Origin of the sequence: Phenylobacterium sp., from assembly GCF_046290725.1 — a bacterium.
GTDB lineage: Bacteria > Pseudomonadota > Alphaproteobacteria > Caulobacterales > Caulobacteraceae > Phenylobacterium.
The window spans coordinates 584,908-601,908 of record NZ_JBKBUH010000002.1; the positions used below are offsets into that span (position 1 = coordinate 584,908).

18 protein-coding genes are annotated in these 17,001 nt (G+C 68.4%); 15 read left to right on the forward strand and 3 right to left on the reverse strand.

The features are described from left to right. Nucleotides 1-54 precede the first annotated feature (54 nt). Both ACK41C_RS14140 and ACK41C_RS14145 read right to left on the reverse strand, forming a co-directional pair. Nucleotides 55-603: a hypothetical protein gene (locus tag ACK41C_RS14140; RefSeq protein WP_409655524.1), complete on the reverse strand. Its 549-nt coding sequence runs from the start codon at nucleotides 601-603 to the stop codon at nucleotides 55-57. A 47-nt stretch (nucleotides 604-650) separates the two neighbouring features. Next, the gene (locus ACK41C_RS14145; RefSeq protein WP_409655527.1) at nucleotides 651-2,438 is read right to left on the reverse strand and encodes a tetratricopeptide repeat protein; all 1,788 of its coding nucleotides are present in this window, start codon (nucleotides 2,436-2,438) and stop codon (nucleotides 651-653) included. Between the two features lie 181 nt (nucleotides 2,439-2,619). Between ACK41C_RS14145 and flbT the strand changes: the two genes are divergently transcribed. From flbT to ssb, 9 genes are all read left to right on the forward strand, one after another. After that, the gene (flbT, locus tag ACK41C_RS14150; RefSeq protein ID WP_409655530.1) at nucleotides 2,620-3,045 is read left to right on the forward strand and encodes a flagellar biosynthesis repressor FlbT; all 426 of its coding nucleotides are present in this window, start codon (nucleotides 2,620-2,622) and stop codon (nucleotides 3,043-3,045) included. Then, nucleotides 3,005-3,376, forward strand: a complete 372-nt coding sequence (gene flaF / locus ACK41C_RS14155; RefSeq protein WP_409655533.1) for a flagellar biosynthesis regulator FlaF — start codon at nucleotides 3,005-3,007, stop codon at nucleotides 3,374-3,376. Before flbT ends, flaF begins: the two co-directional genes overlap by 41 nt. 289 nt (nucleotides 3,377-3,665) lie before the next feature. After that, nucleotides 3,666-4,499: a flagellin gene (locus tag ACK41C_RS14160; protein WP_409655536.1), complete on the forward strand. Its 834-nt coding sequence runs from the start codon at nucleotides 3,666-3,668 to the stop codon at nucleotides 4,497-4,499. A gap of 113 nt (nucleotides 4,500-4,612) precedes the next feature. After that, on the forward strand, nucleotides 4,613-4,882 hold the full coding sequence (locus tag ACK41C_RS14165) for a hypothetical protein (RefSeq protein WP_409655538.1): 270 nt from the start codon (nucleotides 4,613-4,615) through the stop codon (nucleotides 4,880-4,882). Between the two features lie 181 nt (nucleotides 4,883-5,063). Next, nucleotides 5,064-5,888, forward strand: coding sequence for a flagellin (locus tag ACK41C_RS14170; protein WP_409655541.1), 825 nt, complete (start codon nucleotides 5,064-5,066; stop codon nucleotides 5,886-5,888). A gap of 150 nt (nucleotides 5,889-6,038) precedes the next feature. Further along, nucleotides 6,039-8,768: a hypothetical protein gene (locus ACK41C_RS14175; protein WP_409655544.1), complete on the forward strand. Its 2,730-nt coding sequence runs from the start codon at nucleotides 6,039-6,041 to the stop codon at nucleotides 8,766-8,768. A gap of 45 nt (nucleotides 8,769-8,813) precedes the next feature. Further along, nucleotides 8,814-9,500, forward strand: coding sequence for a hypothetical protein (locus ACK41C_RS14180; RefSeq protein ID WP_409655546.1), 687 nt, complete (start codon nucleotides 8,814-8,816; stop codon nucleotides 9,498-9,500). Between the two features lie 45 nt (nucleotides 9,501-9,545). Then, nucleotides 9,546-9,938 carry a hypothetical protein gene (locus ACK41C_RS14185; RefSeq protein ID WP_409655549.1) on the forward strand — a complete coding sequence of 131 codons (393 nt, stop codon included), beginning with the start codon at nucleotides 9,546-9,548 and terminating at the stop codon, nucleotides 9,936-9,938. A gap of 138 nt (nucleotides 9,939-10,076) precedes the next feature. Further along, nucleotides 10,077-10,568 (forward strand): single-stranded DNA-binding protein, encoded by a 492-nt coding sequence (ssb, locus tag ACK41C_RS14190; RefSeq protein ID WP_409655551.1) that lies wholly within the window; start codon nucleotides 10,077-10,079, stop codon nucleotides 10,566-10,568. Between the two features lie 209 nt (nucleotides 10,569-10,777). On the opposite strand, the gene ACK41C_RS14195 is transcribed toward ssb, so the two are convergent. Further along, entirely contained in the window at nucleotides 10,778-11,308 is a 531-nt protein-coding gene (locus tag ACK41C_RS14195; RefSeq protein ID WP_409655554.1) for a superoxide dismutase family protein, read from the reverse strand. Between the two features lie 109 nt (nucleotides 11,309-11,417). Here ACK41C_RS14195 and gyrA point away from each other — a divergent pair, with 109 nt between their 5' ends. From gyrA to ACK41C_RS14225, 6 genes are all read left to right on the forward strand, one after another. Then, a complete protein-coding gene (gene gyrA, locus ACK41C_RS14200; protein WP_409655557.1) occupies nucleotides 11,418-14,180 on the forward strand; it encodes a DNA gyrase subunit A in 2,763 nt (920 codons plus the stop codon). Nucleotides 14,181-14,262: 82 nt separating this feature from the next. Next, nucleotides 14,263-14,754 carry a pantetheine-phosphate adenylyltransferase gene (gene coaD / locus ACK41C_RS14205; protein ID WP_409655560.1) on the forward strand — a complete coding sequence of 164 codons (492 nt, stop codon included), beginning with the start codon at nucleotides 14,263-14,265 and terminating at the stop codon, nucleotides 14,752-14,754. Then, complete coding sequence (locus ACK41C_RS14210; protein ID WP_409655563.1) at nucleotides 14,751-15,095, forward strand: nuclear transport factor 2 family protein; 345 nt, start codon at nucleotides 14,751-14,753, stop codon at nucleotides 15,093-15,095. Before coaD ends, ACK41C_RS14210 begins: the two co-directional genes overlap by 4 nt. 4 nt (nucleotides 15,096-15,099) lie before the next feature. Next, on the forward strand, nucleotides 15,100-15,978 hold the full coding sequence (locus ACK41C_RS14215; RefSeq protein ID WP_409655565.1) for a peptidylprolyl isomerase: 879 nt from the start codon (nucleotides 15,100-15,102) through the stop codon (nucleotides 15,976-15,978). Beyond that, entirely contained in the window at nucleotides 15,978-16,439 is a 462-nt protein-coding gene (locus tag ACK41C_RS14220) for a peptidylprolyl isomerase (RefSeq protein ID WP_409655567.1), read from the forward strand. Before ACK41C_RS14215 ends, ACK41C_RS14220 begins: the two co-directional genes overlap by 1 nt. Continuing rightward, entirely contained in the window at nucleotides 16,436-16,993 is a 558-nt protein-coding gene (locus ACK41C_RS14225; protein ID WP_409655570.1) for a phosphohydrolase, read from the forward strand. The genes ACK41C_RS14220 and ACK41C_RS14225 overlap by 4 nt, the downstream gene beginning before the upstream one ends. Nucleotides 16,994-17,001: the final 8 nt, after the last annotated feature.

Below are 17,001 nucleotides of genomic sequence, written 5' to 3' on the forward strand. Positions count from 1 at the left end.
CAAGCGGCTTGAACGTCGCGCGCCCCTCAAGCTGCGCTATTTCTCGCCGCGGCGTCAGTCTTCCCGGCGGGTGACCGACACCGGATCGGAGGCGGGGAAGGTGCCCTTCAGGCCTTCGTCGAGGGCGCGATCGGCCTCGTCGCGACGGCCATAGCCCAGGCGCTCGATGTCCTCGTCGCTCAGGCCCTTGGCCTGGAAGTTGGTGAAGTCGTCCTCGCCGCCCTCCACCAAGTCGGCGTCGGCCACCTCGTCCAGGCCCTCGATGGACTCGTCGCCCGCGTCGTCGTCGTCGAAGGCGTCGGCCTCGAAGGCCATCTCCTCCTCGTCGCCCTCGTCGCCTTCCGTCGCGCGATAGTCGAGTTCGTGGTCCTCTTCGAGGTCGTTGTCGTCGAAGGCGCCTTCGTCGAATTCGTCGGCGTCGAGCGCCAGGGCCTCGTCCTCGTCGCGGTCGCCGTCGGCGCGGGTGACGTCCAGAACGTCGGGGAGTTCCTCGAAGGTGCGCATCTCGTTGACTTCTTCCTTGTCGTCGAGAAGCGCCTCGTCGAAGGCTTCGGCCCCGTCCTGTTCGTCGTAGCCGTCGAAGTCCTGGTTCACGCCTGGCATGGGACCGCTCCTTTGTCCGAGGGGCCGTCTCGACGCCCTCCAGGCGATCAACCCGCGGCGCGAAGCAGTGTTCCGCCGTTCACGCGCTCGCTCAGGGCTTCGGTGATCCGGGCCATGGTCGGGCTCCAGTCGTTGTAGTCCTGGTTCTCGAACACCCGCACCTGGCTGTACCAGGGATAGTGATCGGTCCCCAGGCGGGTCCAGGAGCGCCGACCGGTGACCAGCCAGCAGGGCGTGCCGCAGGCGGCGGCGATGTTGAAGCTGGCGTTGGAGATGCCGATCACCAGGTCGAGCGCGCTGGCCAGGGCGGCGACCTCGTCCAGGTCGTTGCGCAGGTCGATCCCCGGCGGGTCGAAGATCTCCACCCCGAAACGCTCGCGCGCCAGGGCGAGGTCGGCCGAGCGGTCGCCGTACTGCAGGTTGACGAAGGTGACCCCGGGCGTGCGCAGCAGCGGCTCCCATTCCTCCATGGCGGCGAAGAAGCGCTGGCGGTGGTTGTTGATGACGAGGCTGGTCCAGAGCAGGCCGATCTTGGGGCCGGGCAGGGCGTCCATCACGCCGCGCCAATAGGCGACGCGCTCCGGATCGGCCCGCATGAAGCCTTCCGGGCGATCCGGGAAGTCCTCGAGGCTGAGCCGGAACTGGCGCACCGGCTCGGCCATCGGGGCCCAGAGGTCGATGTCCTCCCAGTTCTCGATGAAGGGAGCCGAACGGATGTTGTGGCCGCGGTGCTTGACCGTCTTGTGGAGGCCGAAGTTCACCTCCGGGAACGAACGGCGGAACAGCGGCAGGAGGCGGTCCGTCACCGCCATCGTCAGACGGCCGCCGGGCCCAAGCTCGCGCAGAACGTCGGGCAGCAGGCTGGCGAACATGATCTCGTCGCCCAAGCCCTGTTCGCCGAACAGGAAGAGGTGGCGGCCGGCGATGTCGGCGCCCGGCTCCCACCGGGGGCGGTTGCAGACGAAATGGATGGGCTCGTGATAGTGCGGATCGAGCCGCGCGTCGTAGTTTTCCCAGCCCCGCGCTATGTCGCCGCGGGTGAGGCGGCCGACCGCCAGGGCGAACCGCATCATGGCCGCATCGGAAGGATTTTCGGCGTCGGCCAGCGCGCTCTCTCCGAGGGCGATGGCCTCGTCCAGGTCGCCGTGGGTGTAAAGCACGTGCGACAGGTTGTAGCGGGCCTTGGCGTTCATCGGCTCGAGCCGGATCGCCTCGCGATAGAAAGCCTCGGACGATTCGATCTGCCCCATGTCGCCGACCACCGTGCCGAGGGTGATCCAGAGCAGGGTGTGGTCCGGGTGCGCCTGCACGGCGGGTTTCAGGATGTCGATGGCGTCCTGGAAGCGCATCTGGGCGCGGAGCAGGCAGCCGAGATTGTTGGCCGCCTCGGGGCTGTTGGGCCGGTGGGCGAGATAGTGGCGGAAGAGCGCCTCGGCCTGGGGCAGCATCTCCAGCCGCATCGCGAGGCGCCCCAGGTCGTTGGCGATCGGCGGATTGGTCGGATCGAGCACCAGGCCCTTTTCATAAGCGTCCAGCGCGCCTTCGAAATCGTCCGTCTTCTCCAGCGCGATGCCGAGGACGTGCCAGCCGATCACCAGGCGCGGATCGGCTTCGACGGCGCGCCGCGCCGCATCCCGAGCCTTCTCGAATTCCTTCGACTGGCAGAAGGCGACCGCCCGTTTCATATGGGGCAGGGCGGCCTTGGTCGCCTTGAGCGACGAGATCTGTTTGGACAGGGCCGAAAGCGCCTGGCGCGACGCCGCGTCCCCCGCCGGCCCGGAATCGAGCGGGGCGTGGACCTTGATCGGGATCGCGTCGGTCGAAGCCCCGATCATGGCAGGCCCTTTCCTTCTGTGGAGCGCCCCCGGACCTTGAAAAAACATGCTTAACGGTCTGCTAATATCGATCCTGGGGTTCCGTGAAAGAAGCGGTTAACTCCTGCCATCTAGCGTGAGCTCGACTGCAGCGGGGGCTGCCAGGGGAGTTGGGCGACGCGCCTCAATCGGAGACCGAGGAATGCCGCTGAAGCTGTCCCTGAAACCCGGCGAGAAGTTCGTATTGAACGGCGCCGTGGTGCAGAACGGCGATCGCCGGACCACGCTTGTCTTGCAGAACAAGGCCTCGGTCCTCCGCGAGAAGGACATCATGCAGCCGGAGGAAGCCGTTACGCCTGCGCGGCGCATCTACTTCCCGATGATGATGATGTACCTCGATGAGGCGGGGGCCCATCGCTATTACGACGAGTTCGTCCAGCGCCTGACCGAGTTCATGGGGGCGATCCGGAATCCCGAGATCCTGGCCGACTGCGTCGCCATCTCCAAGCACGCCATGGCCAAGGAGTTCTACAAGGCCCTGATGCTGTGCCGGAAGCTCATTGAGTACGAAGACGAGAGGTTGGGGAATGTCGCTCCGAGCGTACCAGCAGGCGGCCACCCGGGCTGAGCCGCCCCGGGACGTCGAGTACCGTCTGTTCGGCCAGGTGACACGGGCCTTGATCGCGGCCAGCGAGGCGCCGGCGACCGACTATGCGACGCGCATCGACGCCCTGGATTGGAACCGGCGCCTGTGGTCGACCTTGGCGCTGGACTGTTCCAGCGAAGGCAACCAGCTGCCGCCCCAGGTGCGCGCCAGCATCATCTCCTTGAGCCTCTGGGTCGGCCGCCAATCCAGTCTGGTGATGCGCGGCGAGGACGACTTCGAGGCGCTGATCGACATCAACCGGACCATGATGCAGGCGCTGAGCCAGAAGCCGGAGGCGCCCGCCGCCGCCTGACGGCGCCGACCCTCTCTCGGGCTTCGCACCGACGCCGGCCGCAAGGCCGGCGTTTTTCGTTTTCCGGCTCCGGCGTCCCGGCAAAATCTGCCGAGCGGACCGGCAGATTTTGCCGGGCTTCGGTCGAGGGGCGGCAGAAAACACCGGCCCCGCTCGCGGGAAATCCCCGCCGAAACAAGGGGTCCCGGGTGCGCCGGAGGGTGGCCCGCGGCTTGCTTGGACCTCCCCCGGGCAAAACGCCCCCGGCCGTCAAAATGACGCCGGTCCCTGAGAAAAGGACTGAAGTGCTATGGCGATGAATTCCGTCAACACGAACAACGGCGCGATGGTCGCGCTGCAAAACCTGAACTCCACCAACAAAGACCTGGGCGTCGTCTCCAACCGGATCAACACCGGCCTGAAGATCGCGACCGCCAAGGACAACGGCGCCATCTGGGCCATCGCCCAGAACCAGCGCGCCGAATCCGCGTCTCTGAACTCGGTGGTCTCCTCGCTCAACCGCGGCCAATCGGTCGCCGAAGTTGCGATGACCGCCGGTCAGGCCATCTCCGACATCCTCGTTCAGATGAAGGAAAAGGTCCTGGCGGCGACGGAAGCCGGCCTCACCTCCGCCTCCAAGCAAGCCCTCAGCGACGAATACACGGCCCTGCGCGATCAGATCGACACGATCGCCAACAACGCCACCTTCGACGGCGTGAACCTGATCTCGTCCACCACGGTGAACAGCGCCAGCATCGCTGCGATCGCCAACGCCAAGGGTGACGCGACCATCGACATCGCCCACGCGGACCTGTCGAAGTCGAACACGGTCATCGCCGCCACCACCTCCTCGCTGACCGGCACCATCACGTCGACGCACGTCGGCGAGATCGAGGCCGCCATCCAGGAAGTCTCGGCGCAGCTGTCGAAGATCGGTACGGGCGCCAAGGCGCTCGACACCCACCTGACCAACATCATGAAGCTCCAGGACACCCTGGACGCCGGTGTCGGCAACCTGGTGGACGCCGACCTGGCGAAGGAAAGCGCGAAACTGCAGGCCTTGCAGACCAAGCAGCAGCTTGGCGTGCAGGCCCTGTCGATCGCGAACCAGTCGTCGGGCATCCTGCTCGGCCTGTTCCGATAAGGCCATCCGGGCGCGGTTTTCGCCGCGTCCTGCGGCGGCGGCGGGGAGGGGAACCTTCCCGCCGTCTTCGCCTCAGAGGATCGCCGCGTCCTTAAGACGCAGCGAGTGGAACGATGGAGAACAAGCTCGCGATCAATCCCGCGCCGCCTCCCGAACCGCTTCAGAGCGCTCGCCCGCCCCAGGCGGCGTCCGCGCCTCCGCCGGCCGCATCGGCCGAACCGGACCTGAGGCTGATCATCGAGGAGCAGGCCGGAACCTTCGTCTACAAGACCATCGACCGCCGCACCGGCGAGGTGGTCCTGCAGCTGCCCCGGGAAGACGTGGTGCGGATGCGCGAAGAAGAGACCTACGCCGCAGGCGACGTGATCTCGGCTCAGGTCTGACGGGCGGCCCCTAGGCGCCGCAACTGGATTGGCTCCGCGAGGAGCTCGACCGCCTCCGGCCGCGCCGGCGGGCGGCGCTCGGCGTTAACCTTCTGAATACCATACGCCCCTAAGCGTTAACCATGTCGGAGGGGCGAGTCGGCCTCGTCCGCAGGGTCTCTGAAGGAGATGCGCCGTGGGAATGAGCGTCAACACCAATAAGTCTGCGCTGATCGCGCTGCAGCAGCTCACAGCCACCAACGAGCGCCTTTCCGACGTCCAGAGCCGGATCAACACCGGCCTCAGGGTGGCGAACGCCAAGGACTCGGCCTCGATCTACGCCATCGCCCAGAAGCAGCGCGCCGACTTCAACTCGCTCTCGGCCGTGAAGATGAGCCTCGACCGGGCGACCTCGATCGCCGACGTGGCGCTGACCGCCGGCACACAGATCTCCGATATCCTGATCCAGATGCGCGAGAAGGTCGTCGGCGCGGCCGAAGGCTCGGCGACCGATCAGACCCGCAAGGCCTTCAACGACGAATACCAGACCCTGCTCAGCGCCATCTCGCAGTTCGCCTCCTCGGCGGCCTTCGACGGGGTCGGCCTGCTGAGCGGCATGTTCTCGGCGGAACTGAACTTCCTCGCGAACGCGGACGGCGACAGCTACATCCGCCTGATGCCCCAGAACTTCACGATCTCCGGCCCGGTGATCAATCTGGCGGGCACCACCCTGACGGGGTCGACGACCACCATTCTCGGCGTGCGCTCGGCGCTCGACATCGCGATCTCCAACGTGACCTCGGCGCTGGCGGAACTGGGCGCGCAGGCCAAGCAGATCGAAAAGCACGTGACCTTCGTCACCAAGCTGCAGGACGTGCTCGAGACCGGGATCGGCAACCTGGTCGACGCCGACATCGCCAAGGAAAGCGCCCGCTTGCAAGCCCTTCAGGTACAGCAGCAGCTGGGCGCCCAGGCGCTCTCCATCGCCAACTCGCAGCCGCAGGTCATCCTGAAGCTCTTCCAGTAGCGGTGGGAACAAGTTTGTTGGGGGAGCGAAGAGGCCCCGGGCCCAGGCGGCCCGGGGCCTTTTTGTCGCCTCGAAGCGGCGCCTTAACCTCTCGTCAGCCCTTGGGCGGCAAGGTTCGGATGGGGCGCTTGCAGCCTTCGGACGAGCGATTTGATCAGTTTCGATTCCAATCTGCTGCTCGGGTATTTCCAGGCCCGGAACGGGACCGCGGTCGGCGGCTCGGTCCTGGGCTCGACTGCGGGCGCCAAGAAGGCCCCGACCCCGCCCTGGAGTACGCTTTCCAAGGCGCCGAAGGTCGACGAGATCGTCGGCAACGTCCTGCGCGGCCGCAAGTTCGTCGATGAGGACCTGGCCAAGCTCGACGTCAAGGGCGCCAGCGAGGACTACAAGAAGCTGTTCGCCATGCACCAGGCGCTGGCGACGCTCGAGAGCCTGGCCAAGCGGGCCGACAGCAAGGACACCTCGACCGCCGAGCTGAAGCGGATCCAGACCGCCTTCGACCGCGGCATGGCCGAGGTCTCGGCCTATATCGACGCGGCCAAGTTCGAGAAGCTGCGCCTCACCCACGGCGACGCGGCCGACAAGGCCAAGATGGCCGTGGGCGTGCCCAAGACCAGCCCGCGCTATGTCACCGCCGTCCTGCACGAAGGATCGGAAACCGACGAGGTCGAGGCGTTCAAGGGCGACATCCGCTTCCAGGTCAGCGTCAAGCAGCCGAACAACGTGACGGGCGTGGTCGACTTCGATCTTTCGGAGATGGGGTCGACGCCGCGCACCATGGCCAATGTCGTCAAGTACATGAACGACAAGCTGGCCCAGACCTCCTACACGACCCGCTTCGCCGTCGAACGCACCAAGGGCGAGGACAAGACCGCCCAGATCAACGGCCGGACCGTCACCCTCGCCAAGGGCAAGGACCAGTTCGCTCTGAAGATCCAGGGCGATTCGACCGAGAAGCTGACCTTCTCCGCGCCGGTCACGTCTCCGGCGGTCTATGTCACCCAGAAGGCGGGCGACCCGAATCCCGACGGCAAGGTCTCCACCGACGACGGCGTCTTCCAGCAGGAGCTGCTGAAGTTCGAGACCGGGACCACGGCCGACGCCGTGCGCCGGCCGGGCGACACGAACTGGGTCGAGGGGCGCGTCTTCGGCGGCGCCTTGCCGGAAAGCGTGAAGTCGGTTCGCACTCAGGTGATGGGGTCCGACGGCTTTATCTACATGCTCGCCGACGTCGACGGCGCCATCGACGGCCAGGAGATTAAGGGCTCGACCGACGTCGCCCTGCTCAAGCTCGATTCGGCCGGGAACATCGTCTACACGCGCACGCTCGGCGCCTCGGAGAACGCCAGCGGCCTGGCGCTGTCCGTCGCCGACGACGGGCGCGTGGCGATCGCCGGCTCGGTGACCGGCGGCCTCGACGCCACCGACAAGTTCGCCAGCGCCAGCGTCTCCGACAGTTTCGTGACGGTGTTCAACTCCAAGGGCGAGGAGCTCTGGACCGAACGTCGCGGCGCGAGCGCAGAGGACGAGGCCACCGGCGTGGCCTTCGGCGCCGACGGCTCCGTCCACGTCCTGGGGCGGACCCGGAGCGCCATGCCCGGCGCGGCCGGGCTCGGCGGCTGGGACAACTATCTCCTGACCTACAGCGACGCAGGGACCCTGCGCTCGACCCTGCAGTTCGGAACCGCCGGTGAGGACAAGCCGGCAGGCCTGGTGGTGGACGGCTCCAGCGTCGTCGTCGCCAGCATCGAGGGCGGCGAGATCAACCTGCGCCGGTTCGACATGAGCGATCCGTTCGCCCCGACGCTGCAGGCGACGCGCAACCTGGGCTCGCTCGGCGGCGGCAATGTCGCCGGGATCGCCATCGAAGGCGGGAACATCATTCTCGCCGGCTCGACCGGCCCGAACCTGTCCGTGGGGACCACCACGCGCGCCGCGTCGGGCGGCGTCGACGCCTTCGCGCTGAGGGTTTCGGCTGGTCTCTCAGCCGGGGCGTCCGACGCCATCGCCTATTACGGCGGCGCCGGCGACGACCGCGCTACGGCCATGACCATCGCCGGCGGCAAGGTCTGGCTGACCGGCACGAGCAAGACCGACCTTCCGGGCATGACCGAGGCGGTCGGCAAGGCGGACGGCTTCATCGCCGAACTGGACCTCGACACCGGCGCCGTCGGCTGGTCGCAGCGCTTCACCGGCCAGGACAAGTTCGGCGCGCCCAACTCCATCTCGGTCGACATGACCGGCGCCAGCGCCCTTGACCGCCTGGGCCTGCCCAAGGGCTATGTGGACTATACCGACAGCCAGCTGGTCACCTCGGGCACCGCCGCCCGCGCCGGCGACCAGTTCCAGATCCGGGTGCGGCCCGGCGCACGGCCGGTGACCATCACCATCGAGGCCAACGACACCCTGGACACCCTGGCTCAGAAGGTCCGCCGGGCCACCGGCTTCCAGGTGCGCGTGGACCTCCCCTCCGACGGCGAGCGGCGCATGCTGCAGATCCGGCCGCAGAATTCGCGCCAGAGCCTGGAGATTTTGGGCGGGAAGGGCGGGCGCGACGCGCTGGAGGCGCTCGGCCTGAAGGAAGGGTTCGTCCGCACCACCACCTTCAAGGACGGCAAGAGCGTGCCGGCCGACGGTGGAAACCCGATGTACGGCCTGAAGCTGCCGCGCGACCTGCACCTTAATTCCCCCGAGGCGATCAAGGCCGCCATCGACCGCCTGACCATGGCGACCTCGACCCTGCGCACCGCCTATCGCGACCTGCAGGCGGGCCTGAACCCGCAATCCACGGCGAAGAAGGCGACCGGCGAGGCGCCGGCCTATCTGAAGGCCCAGATCGCCAACTACCAGGCCGGCCTCAACCGCCTCCTCGGCGGATGATGCAGCGCGCTTGAAACCGTCACCTGCGCAGTCTAGCCAGGGGCCATGGAATTCCTGAAAGACCGGCGGCTCGTCCTGATCCTGCTCGGCGGCGCCGTCGCGGTGGCCGCGGGCATCGGCGGGGCGGCCTGGCTGGCGGCCAGCGGCCGTGGCGCGCCGGCGGAGGCGCCTCCGGCCTCGCAGGGCGGGCTGGTGGTCGAGACGGGCGATCCCGACGAGGGTCGGCTCGATCCGGCCCGGCCGCTGCGCTGCTTCGTGGCCGGCCAGTATGTGGGGGATCTGACCCTGGCCGAGTGCGCTCAGCGCAACGGCGTGGCCACCGGCGCGCTGGACGTGGGGCTCGATGAAAGCGGCGCCCTGGCCGCCGCAGGCGAGGCTGGGACCATGCTGACGCCCCTGCCGCCGGAGGAGGTGACGTCGCTCGCCCCGGCTCCCGCGCCGACGCCGGCGCCCGCCACCGGGTCGGCCGCAGCGCCCCAGGCGCCGGTCGGAACCTGCTGGCGCTACGCCGACGGCCGCTGGCGGGACCTGCCGGGGGAAACCACGCTGAACGCCTGCGTCCAGACGCTGTTCGCCGGGCGCTGCGAACGGCCCGGCGCGGCGACCTACGGCCGCTGGGGCCAGCAGACCCTGCGGCTGGTGGCCGGCAAGGTCGAGATCTCCGGCGACAATCGCAGCTTCCGCACCCTGGTGGAGCAGGGGCCGGGCTGCGCCTTGCCGACCGTGGGCTGAACAGGCCCTCGCAAGGCCGCAATCGCGCATATAAGGCTTGAAGCCATGAAGCTCCGCACCGCCCTCGTCCTTGGCCTCGCCGCCGTCTCCGTCGCCGCCTGCGCCCAGCGCACCCGGCCGCCGGGGGAGCCCGGCGTCTGCTATCATGTGGTCCAGGGCGCGGACGGAAAGCTGAAGTACAACCGCCTGGCGGGCAGCCAGCCGACCCTAGAGAACTGCGCTGCGGAGCTGGAGGGGATGCGGATCCGCTTCCTGCGCATGGGCGGCAATCAGCGCAAGATCGTCGGCGCCTATCAGGGCAACTTCCTGTTCCTGCAGCGGGAAGGGATCTTCACGGGCCCTACCCTGGAAGGGCACCGCTACCTCGCCTTGGTGCGCACGGGCGACGGGCGCCTGGCGATCCCCGGCGCGGTGGCCATGCCGCCGGAAGGGCAATAGGCCGCGGCGATTCCCTTGTGGACGAAGCGCAGACCGGCGCGAACATAAGCAGAACATTAACTTGATCGCCGCGATCCGCTCGGCTAGCGTCCGCGGCTGGGCGACAGCCCGCAGCTACGGAAAGCTAAGGACATCGACATGGCGGGCAGCGTCAACAAGGTCATTCTGGTCGGCAATCTCGGCGCCGATCCGGAAATCCGCACTCTCAATTCCGGTGATCGGGTGGCCAACCTGCGGGTCGCCACGTCCGAGACCTGGCGCGACCGCGGGTCTGGCGAGCGCAAGGAGCGCACGGAGTGGCACCGGGTCGTGATCTTCAACGACAACCTGGTGAAGGTGGCCGAGAGCTATCTGCGCAAGGGCTCCAAAGTCTATATCGAAGGCGCGCTCCAGACCCGCAAGTGGACCGACCAGTCGGGCCAGGAGAAGTATTCCACCGAGGTGGTGCTGCAGAAGTTCCGCGGCGAATTGACCATGCTGGACGGTCGCGGCGGCGACGCCGAGCGGGAGTCGGGCGACTACGGCGGCGGCTATTCGGGCGGCGGCGGCTTCGGGGGCGGGCAGCGCAACCAGAGCTCCGGCCCGCGTGAGGATTTCTCCGCCGATCTCGACGACGAGATCCCGTTCTAAGCACGGCGACGAGGATGCTTCCCCGGTGGGGGAGCTGTCAGCGAAGCTGACTGAGGGGGACTTTGATTCAGGAAGCCCCCTCCGTCTCGGCGCTGACGCGCCGATCCACCTCCCCCAGATCGCCCTCCGCGCTGGGGGAGGATCTATGAGCCCGGATGCTCCCCTGCGAAGCGGAGGAGGAAGAGGGGCCAGACGCCGCTCCGCGCCCCTCAGCCTGCCGGCGGGATGACGCCGCAGGCCACGCGGGCGCCGGCCCCGCCGATGGGCTGGCTCTTGTGGTCGTCGGGGTTGGCGTGAATGACGATGGCCGAGCCGTCGGCGTCGCGCAGGTTCTCGCGTCCGGCCTTGCCGCTGAGGGACACGAATCCGGAAAACACCTCGGTCCGCGCCGAACCGTCGGCTGCGGCGTAGAGATTGGGCAGGTCGCCGGCCTCATTGGCGTCGGGGTTGAGCAGGCCGTGCACCATGGTCGGCTTGCCGTGCACGTGCCCGCCGGCGGAGGTGAAGTCCGACTTCGAGCAGTCGCCGGTCTCATGGAAATGCAGGCCGTGCCAGCCGGGCGTCAGGCCCTGGACCTCGATCCGCATCAGCACGCCTGACGGCCCCTCGGCCATGGTGGCCGATCCGATCGCTGCGCCGGACGAATTCTTCAGCTCCACCCGCAGGTTGGCCGGCTCGTCCTGGGCGAGCGCCGCGCCCGCGGCGAGGGTGGCGAAAACGGCGGCGAGAGCATATTTCATGGAGAACCTGCCTGGTTGAAAACGGTCGGGGGGCGTTGGCCTTGCGGCTCCAGGGATGGTAACAACCGAAGTCAGCTTTGTGTCCGATTCTAACGGCTAAATCCCTCTCTTGACCGACGAGACCCACACCCCGCCGGATGACGGCCGGCGCGGGGGCATCGCCCCTATCGCCATCGAAGACGAGCTGAAGCGCTCGTATCTCGACTACGCCATGAGCGTGATCGTCAGCCGCGCCCTGCCGGACGCGCGCGACGGCCTCAAGCCCGTGCACCGCCGCATCCTGTTCTCCATGAACGAACAGGGCCACACGCCCGACCGCGGCTATGTGAAATCCGCCCGCGTGGTCGGCGACGTGATGGGTAAGTACCACCCGCACGGCGACGTCGCGATCTACGACACCCTGGTGCGGCTGGCCCAGCCGTTCTCCATGGGCCAGCTCCTGATCGACGGCCAGGGCAATTTCGGCTCGGTGGACAACGATCCGCCGGCGGCCATGCGCTACACCGAGTGCCGGCTGACCAAGGCGGCCATGGCGATCCTGGCCGACCTCGACAAGGACACGGTCGACTTCAAGGACAATTACGACGGCTCCGAGAAGGAGCCGGTGGTTCTGCCCTCGCGCATCCCGAACCTGCTGGTGAACGGGGCAGGGGGCATCGCCGTGGGCATGGCCACCAACATCCCGCCGCACAATCTGGGCGAGGTGGTCGACGCCTGCCTGGCTTATGTGGACAATCCCGAGATCGCGCTGGACGAGCTTTTGGACATCGTGCCGGGGCCGGACTTCCCCACCGGCGGCGAGATCATCGGCCGCACCGGCGCGCGCAACGCCCTGATGACCGGGCGCGGCTCGGTGATCATGCGCGGCAAGGCCGAGGTCCAGGAGATCCGCAAGGACCGCGAAGCCATCGTCATCACCGCCATCCCCTACCAGGTGAACAAGGCGGCCATGGTCGAGCGCATCGCCGAACTGGTGCGCGAGAAGAAGATCGAGGGCGTCTCCGATCTGCGCGACGAGAGCGACCGCGACGGCATGCGCGTGGTCGTGGAGATGAAGCGGGACGCCTCGGCCGACGTGGTGCTGAACCAGCTCTACCGCTTCACGCCCCTGCAGACCTCCTTCGGGGTCAACATGCTGGCGCTGGACCGTGGCCGCCCGCGCCAGATGGGCCTGCGCGACCTGATCGCCGCCTTCGTCGACTTCCGCGAGGACGTGGTCGTCCGCCGGATCAAGTTCGAGCTGTCCAAGGCCCGCGACCGCGGCCACGTCTTGGTCGGCCTGGCCATCGCCGTGGCCAATATCGACGAGTTCATCCACATCATCCGCTCGTCCAAGGACCCGGCCGAGGCGCGCGAGCGCCTGGTGGCCCGCGACTGGCCGACCGGCGACATGATGCCCCTGGTGGAGCTGATCGCCGATCCGCGCACCGTCGTCGTCGACGGCGACAAGATCCACCTGACCGACGAGCAGGCCCGCGCCATCCTGGCCCTGACGCTCTCGCGCCTCACCGGGCTTGGCCGCGACGAGATCTTCGGCGAGGCCCAGGAGCTGGCCGGCACCATCCGCGGCCATCTGGAGATCCTCTCCTCGCGCGACAACGTCATGGCCATCGTCCGCCAGGAGCTGGTGGACGTGCGCGAGGCCTTCGCCGTGCCGCGCCGCACCGAGATCGTGGAAGGCGACGCCGACGTCGAGGACGAGGACCTCATCGCCCGCGAGGACATGGTCATCACCGTGACCCACGGCGGCTATGTGAAGCGCACGCCGCTGGCCACCTACCGCACCCAGCACCGGGGCGGGAAGGGCCGCTCGGGCATGTCGACCAAGGAAGAGGATGCGGTCACCCGGGTCTTCTCGGCCAACACCCACACGCCGATGCTGTTCTTCTCCTCGGGCGGCAAGGCCTACAAGCTGAAGGTCTGGCGCCTGCCGGTGGGCACGCCCACATCGCGCGGCAAGGCTTTCGTGAACCTGCTGCCGATCGAGCCGGGTGAGAGCATCACCTCCATCCTGCCGCTGCCGGAGGACGAGGCGAGCTGGGACCAGTACGACGTGATGTTCGCCACCCGCTCGGGCAATGTCCGGCGCAACAAGCTGTCGGACTTCGTCGACATCCGCCGCAACGGCAAGATCGCCATGAAGCTGGACGAGGGCGACTCGATCATCGGCGTCGGAGTGTGCAACGCCGGCCAGAACGACATCCTGCTGACCACCGCGCTCGGCCGCTGCATCCGCTTCGCCACCGAGGAGGTGCGGGTGTTCGCCGGCCGCGATTCCACCGGCGTCCGCGGCATCCGCCTGGCCGAGGGCGACAGCGTGATCTCCATGGCGATCCTGCGTTCGGTGGCTGCGACGGCGGCCGAGCGCGCGGCCTATGTGCGTCACGCCAACGCCATGCGCCGCGCCGCCAGCGGCGAGGCCGCCGACGCCGAGGACGCGCCCGCGGTCGAGGAGGACGAAACCGAGGGCGAGGCCCAGGTCACCCTCAGCGTCGAACGCATCGCCGAGCTGGGCGCGGCCGAGGAGCAGATCCTCACCGTCTCCACCGAAGGCTTCGGCAAGCGCACCTCGGCCTACGAGTTCCGGCGCACCGGCCGGGGCGGGCAGGGGCTGCTGGCCCAGGACCTCTCCAAGCGCGGCGGCAAGCTCGCCGCTTCCTTCCCGGTGGAGGAGTTCGACGAGATCCTGCTGGTCACCGACCAGGGCCAGCTGATCCGCACCCCCGTGGCCCAGGTCCGCATCGTCGGCCGCAACAGCCAGGGCGTGACCATCTTCCGCACCAGCAAGGACGAGCACGTGGTCTCGGTCGAGCGCCTGGCCGACCAGGGCGAGGGCGATGTGGCCGAAGCCGCCGAGGGCGGGGAGGCTTAAGGCGCATTCGCGCGATTAGGGCTTGCTTTCCCTCCAGGCGCCGGTGAAATCCGTTGCACTGCAACAAAGGGGGAGACGCCGAATGGCGCGCGTGGGGCTTTATCCGGGGACGTTCGACCCGATCCACAACGGCCACACCGACATCATCGGCCGCGCCGTGAAGCTGGTCGACCGGCTGGTGATCGGGGTCGCGATCAACGCCGGCAAGGGGCCTCTTTTCGATCTGGAGGAGCGGGTGGCCATCCTGCGGGCCGAGACCCAGCACCTGGAGAGCCGCGCCGAGATCGTGGTCCAGCCGTTCCAGGGGCTCCTGATGCATTTCGCGCGCGAGGTCGGCGCCGGCATCATCGTGCGCGGCCTGCGCGCCGTGGCCGATTTCGAATACGAGTTCCAGATGACGGCCATGAACCAGCAGCTGGACCGCGAGGTCGAGACCGTCTTCCTGATGGCCGACCCGCGGCACCAGGCCATCTCCTCCAAGCTGGTCAAGGAGATCGCCCACCTCGGCGGCGATGTGGCGAAGTTCGTCAGCCCCCGGGTGAAGGACGCCCTGATGGCCAAGGTCGACGGATGACAGGCGTCTCCGGCGACGAATGGATCGCCGCCTGGAACAGCCACGACCTGGAACGCATCCTCTCCCACTATGCCGAAGACGTGGTGTTCCACAGCCCGGCCTCGACCCGGATCACCGGAGACGTCTCGGGGCGGGTGGTGGGAAAGCCCGCCCTGCGCGCCTATTGGGGCGAGGCCCTGCGCCGGGCGCCGGACCTGACCTTCACCAAGCTCAAGGAATTCCGCGGGGCCGGCGGGCTGGCCATCCACTATCTCAGCTCCCGGACGGGCGGGGAGGTGGTGGAGGTGCTGCGTTTCGGCGCCGACGGGCTGGCGGTGGAGGCCTCGGCCTATTACGAGTGAGCCCATGATCCGAACCCTTCTCGCCGCCGCCGCGGTTGCGGCGCTCGCCGCTACGCCCGCCGCCGCCCAAAGGTCCCGCCCCGCCGCCGCAGCCGAGCCGCCGCCGGCCCCGGGCGAACCCGCCGCCGCCGACTGGCGCACCCCCAATCCCGACGACGTGCTGGTCATCGACACCAACAAGGGCCGCGTCTTCGTGGAGATGACGCCCGAGGTCGCGCCGGCCCATGTGCAGCGCATCAAGGAGCTGGCCCGCGCCGGCTTCTATGACGGGCGCAGCTTCTTCCGGGTGATCGACCTGTTCATGGCCCAGACCGGCGATCCCAACGACACCGGCACGGGTGGGTCGGACAAGCCGAACCTCGACCAGGAATTCCTGTTCCGCCTGGCCCCCAGCGACCCCTTCGTGCAGGTGGCCGACCAGAACGTCAGCCAGACCGGCTTCATCAAGTCCCTGCCGGTGATGAGCCAGAGCCCGATGCTCGCCCCGCTCACCGCCGACGGCAGGATCTCCGCCTGGGCGCTCTACTGCCCCGGCGTCGCCGGCATGGCCCGCGGCGAGGACCAGAACAGCGCCAATTCCCAGTTCTTCCTCATGCGCCAGGCCTATCCCTCGCTGGAAAAGCGCTACACCGCCTGGGGCCGGGTGATCCACGGCCTGGAGGCCGTGCGCGCCATCAAGACCGGCGAACCGGTCGAGCCGCCGCAGGACCGCATGGAGCGCGTCCGCATCCTGGCCGACATGCCCGCCGGGGATCGGCCGAAGGTGGTCCGCGTTGTCGATCCGGCCGGCGCCTGGTTCAAGGCCGAGGTCGAGCATGTTCGCGCCCGCATGGGCGCCGATTTCACGCCCTGCGCGATCAGGGTTCCTTCGGAGGTGAAGTGATGGATCCCGAAAACACCCTGATCATGACGCTGGAAGGCGGGCCGGTGACGATCAAGCTGCGGCCCGACCTGGCGCCCGGCCATGTCGAGCGCATCAAGGAGCTGGCCCGCGAGGGCTTCTACGACGGCGTCGTCTTCCACCGCGTGATCCCGGGCTTCATGGCCCAGGGCGGCGACCCCACCGGCACCGGCACCGGCGGCTCCGACAAGCCGAACCTGCAGGCCGAGTTCAGCCGCGAACCGCATGTGCGCGGCGTCTGCTCCATGGCCCGCACCTCTGCGCCGCACTCGGCCAACAGCCAGTTCTTCATCTGCTTCGACGACGCCACCTTCCTCGACGGCCAGTACACGGTCTGGGGCGAGGTGACCGAGGGGATGGAGCACGTCGACGCCCTGCCCAAGGGCGAGCCGCCGCGCAATCCGGGCAAGATCGTCTCCATGAAGGTCGCGGCCGACGCGTGACGCCGGCGCTGGAGGCCGCCTATGCCGAGCCGCACCGGCGCTATCACACGCGCCGGCATATCGAGCAGTGCCTGGCCCTGCTCGATGCGGTTCCGGACCTCTCGGAGGGCGAGCGCCGGGTGCTGACCTGGGCGATCTGGTGGCACGACGCGATCTATGACCCCAAGGCCGCCGACAACGAGGCCCGCAGCGCCGAGCTCGCCCGCCAAGGCTTGCGCGAGCTCGGCGCCTCGCTGCACGAGCGCGACGAGGTCGCCCGGCTGATCCGCCTGACCGCCGGCCACAGCGTCGAGCCGGGCGACCGGCTGGGCGAGATCCTGGTCCCCATCGACCTTTCCATCCTCGGCGCCGCGCCGCAGGACTACGACGCCTACGCCCGCGCGATCCGCGAGGAGTACGCCCACGTGCCCGAGGACCTCTGGCGCGCCGGCCGCGGGCGGGTGCTGCAACACTTCCTCGATGCGCCGGTTATCTTCCCCGACCCGGCCTTCGCCGGCCGGTTCGAGGCGCAGGCGCGGGCGAACCTCTCGCGGGAGCTCGCGTCTCTCAACTAGGGAGCGCG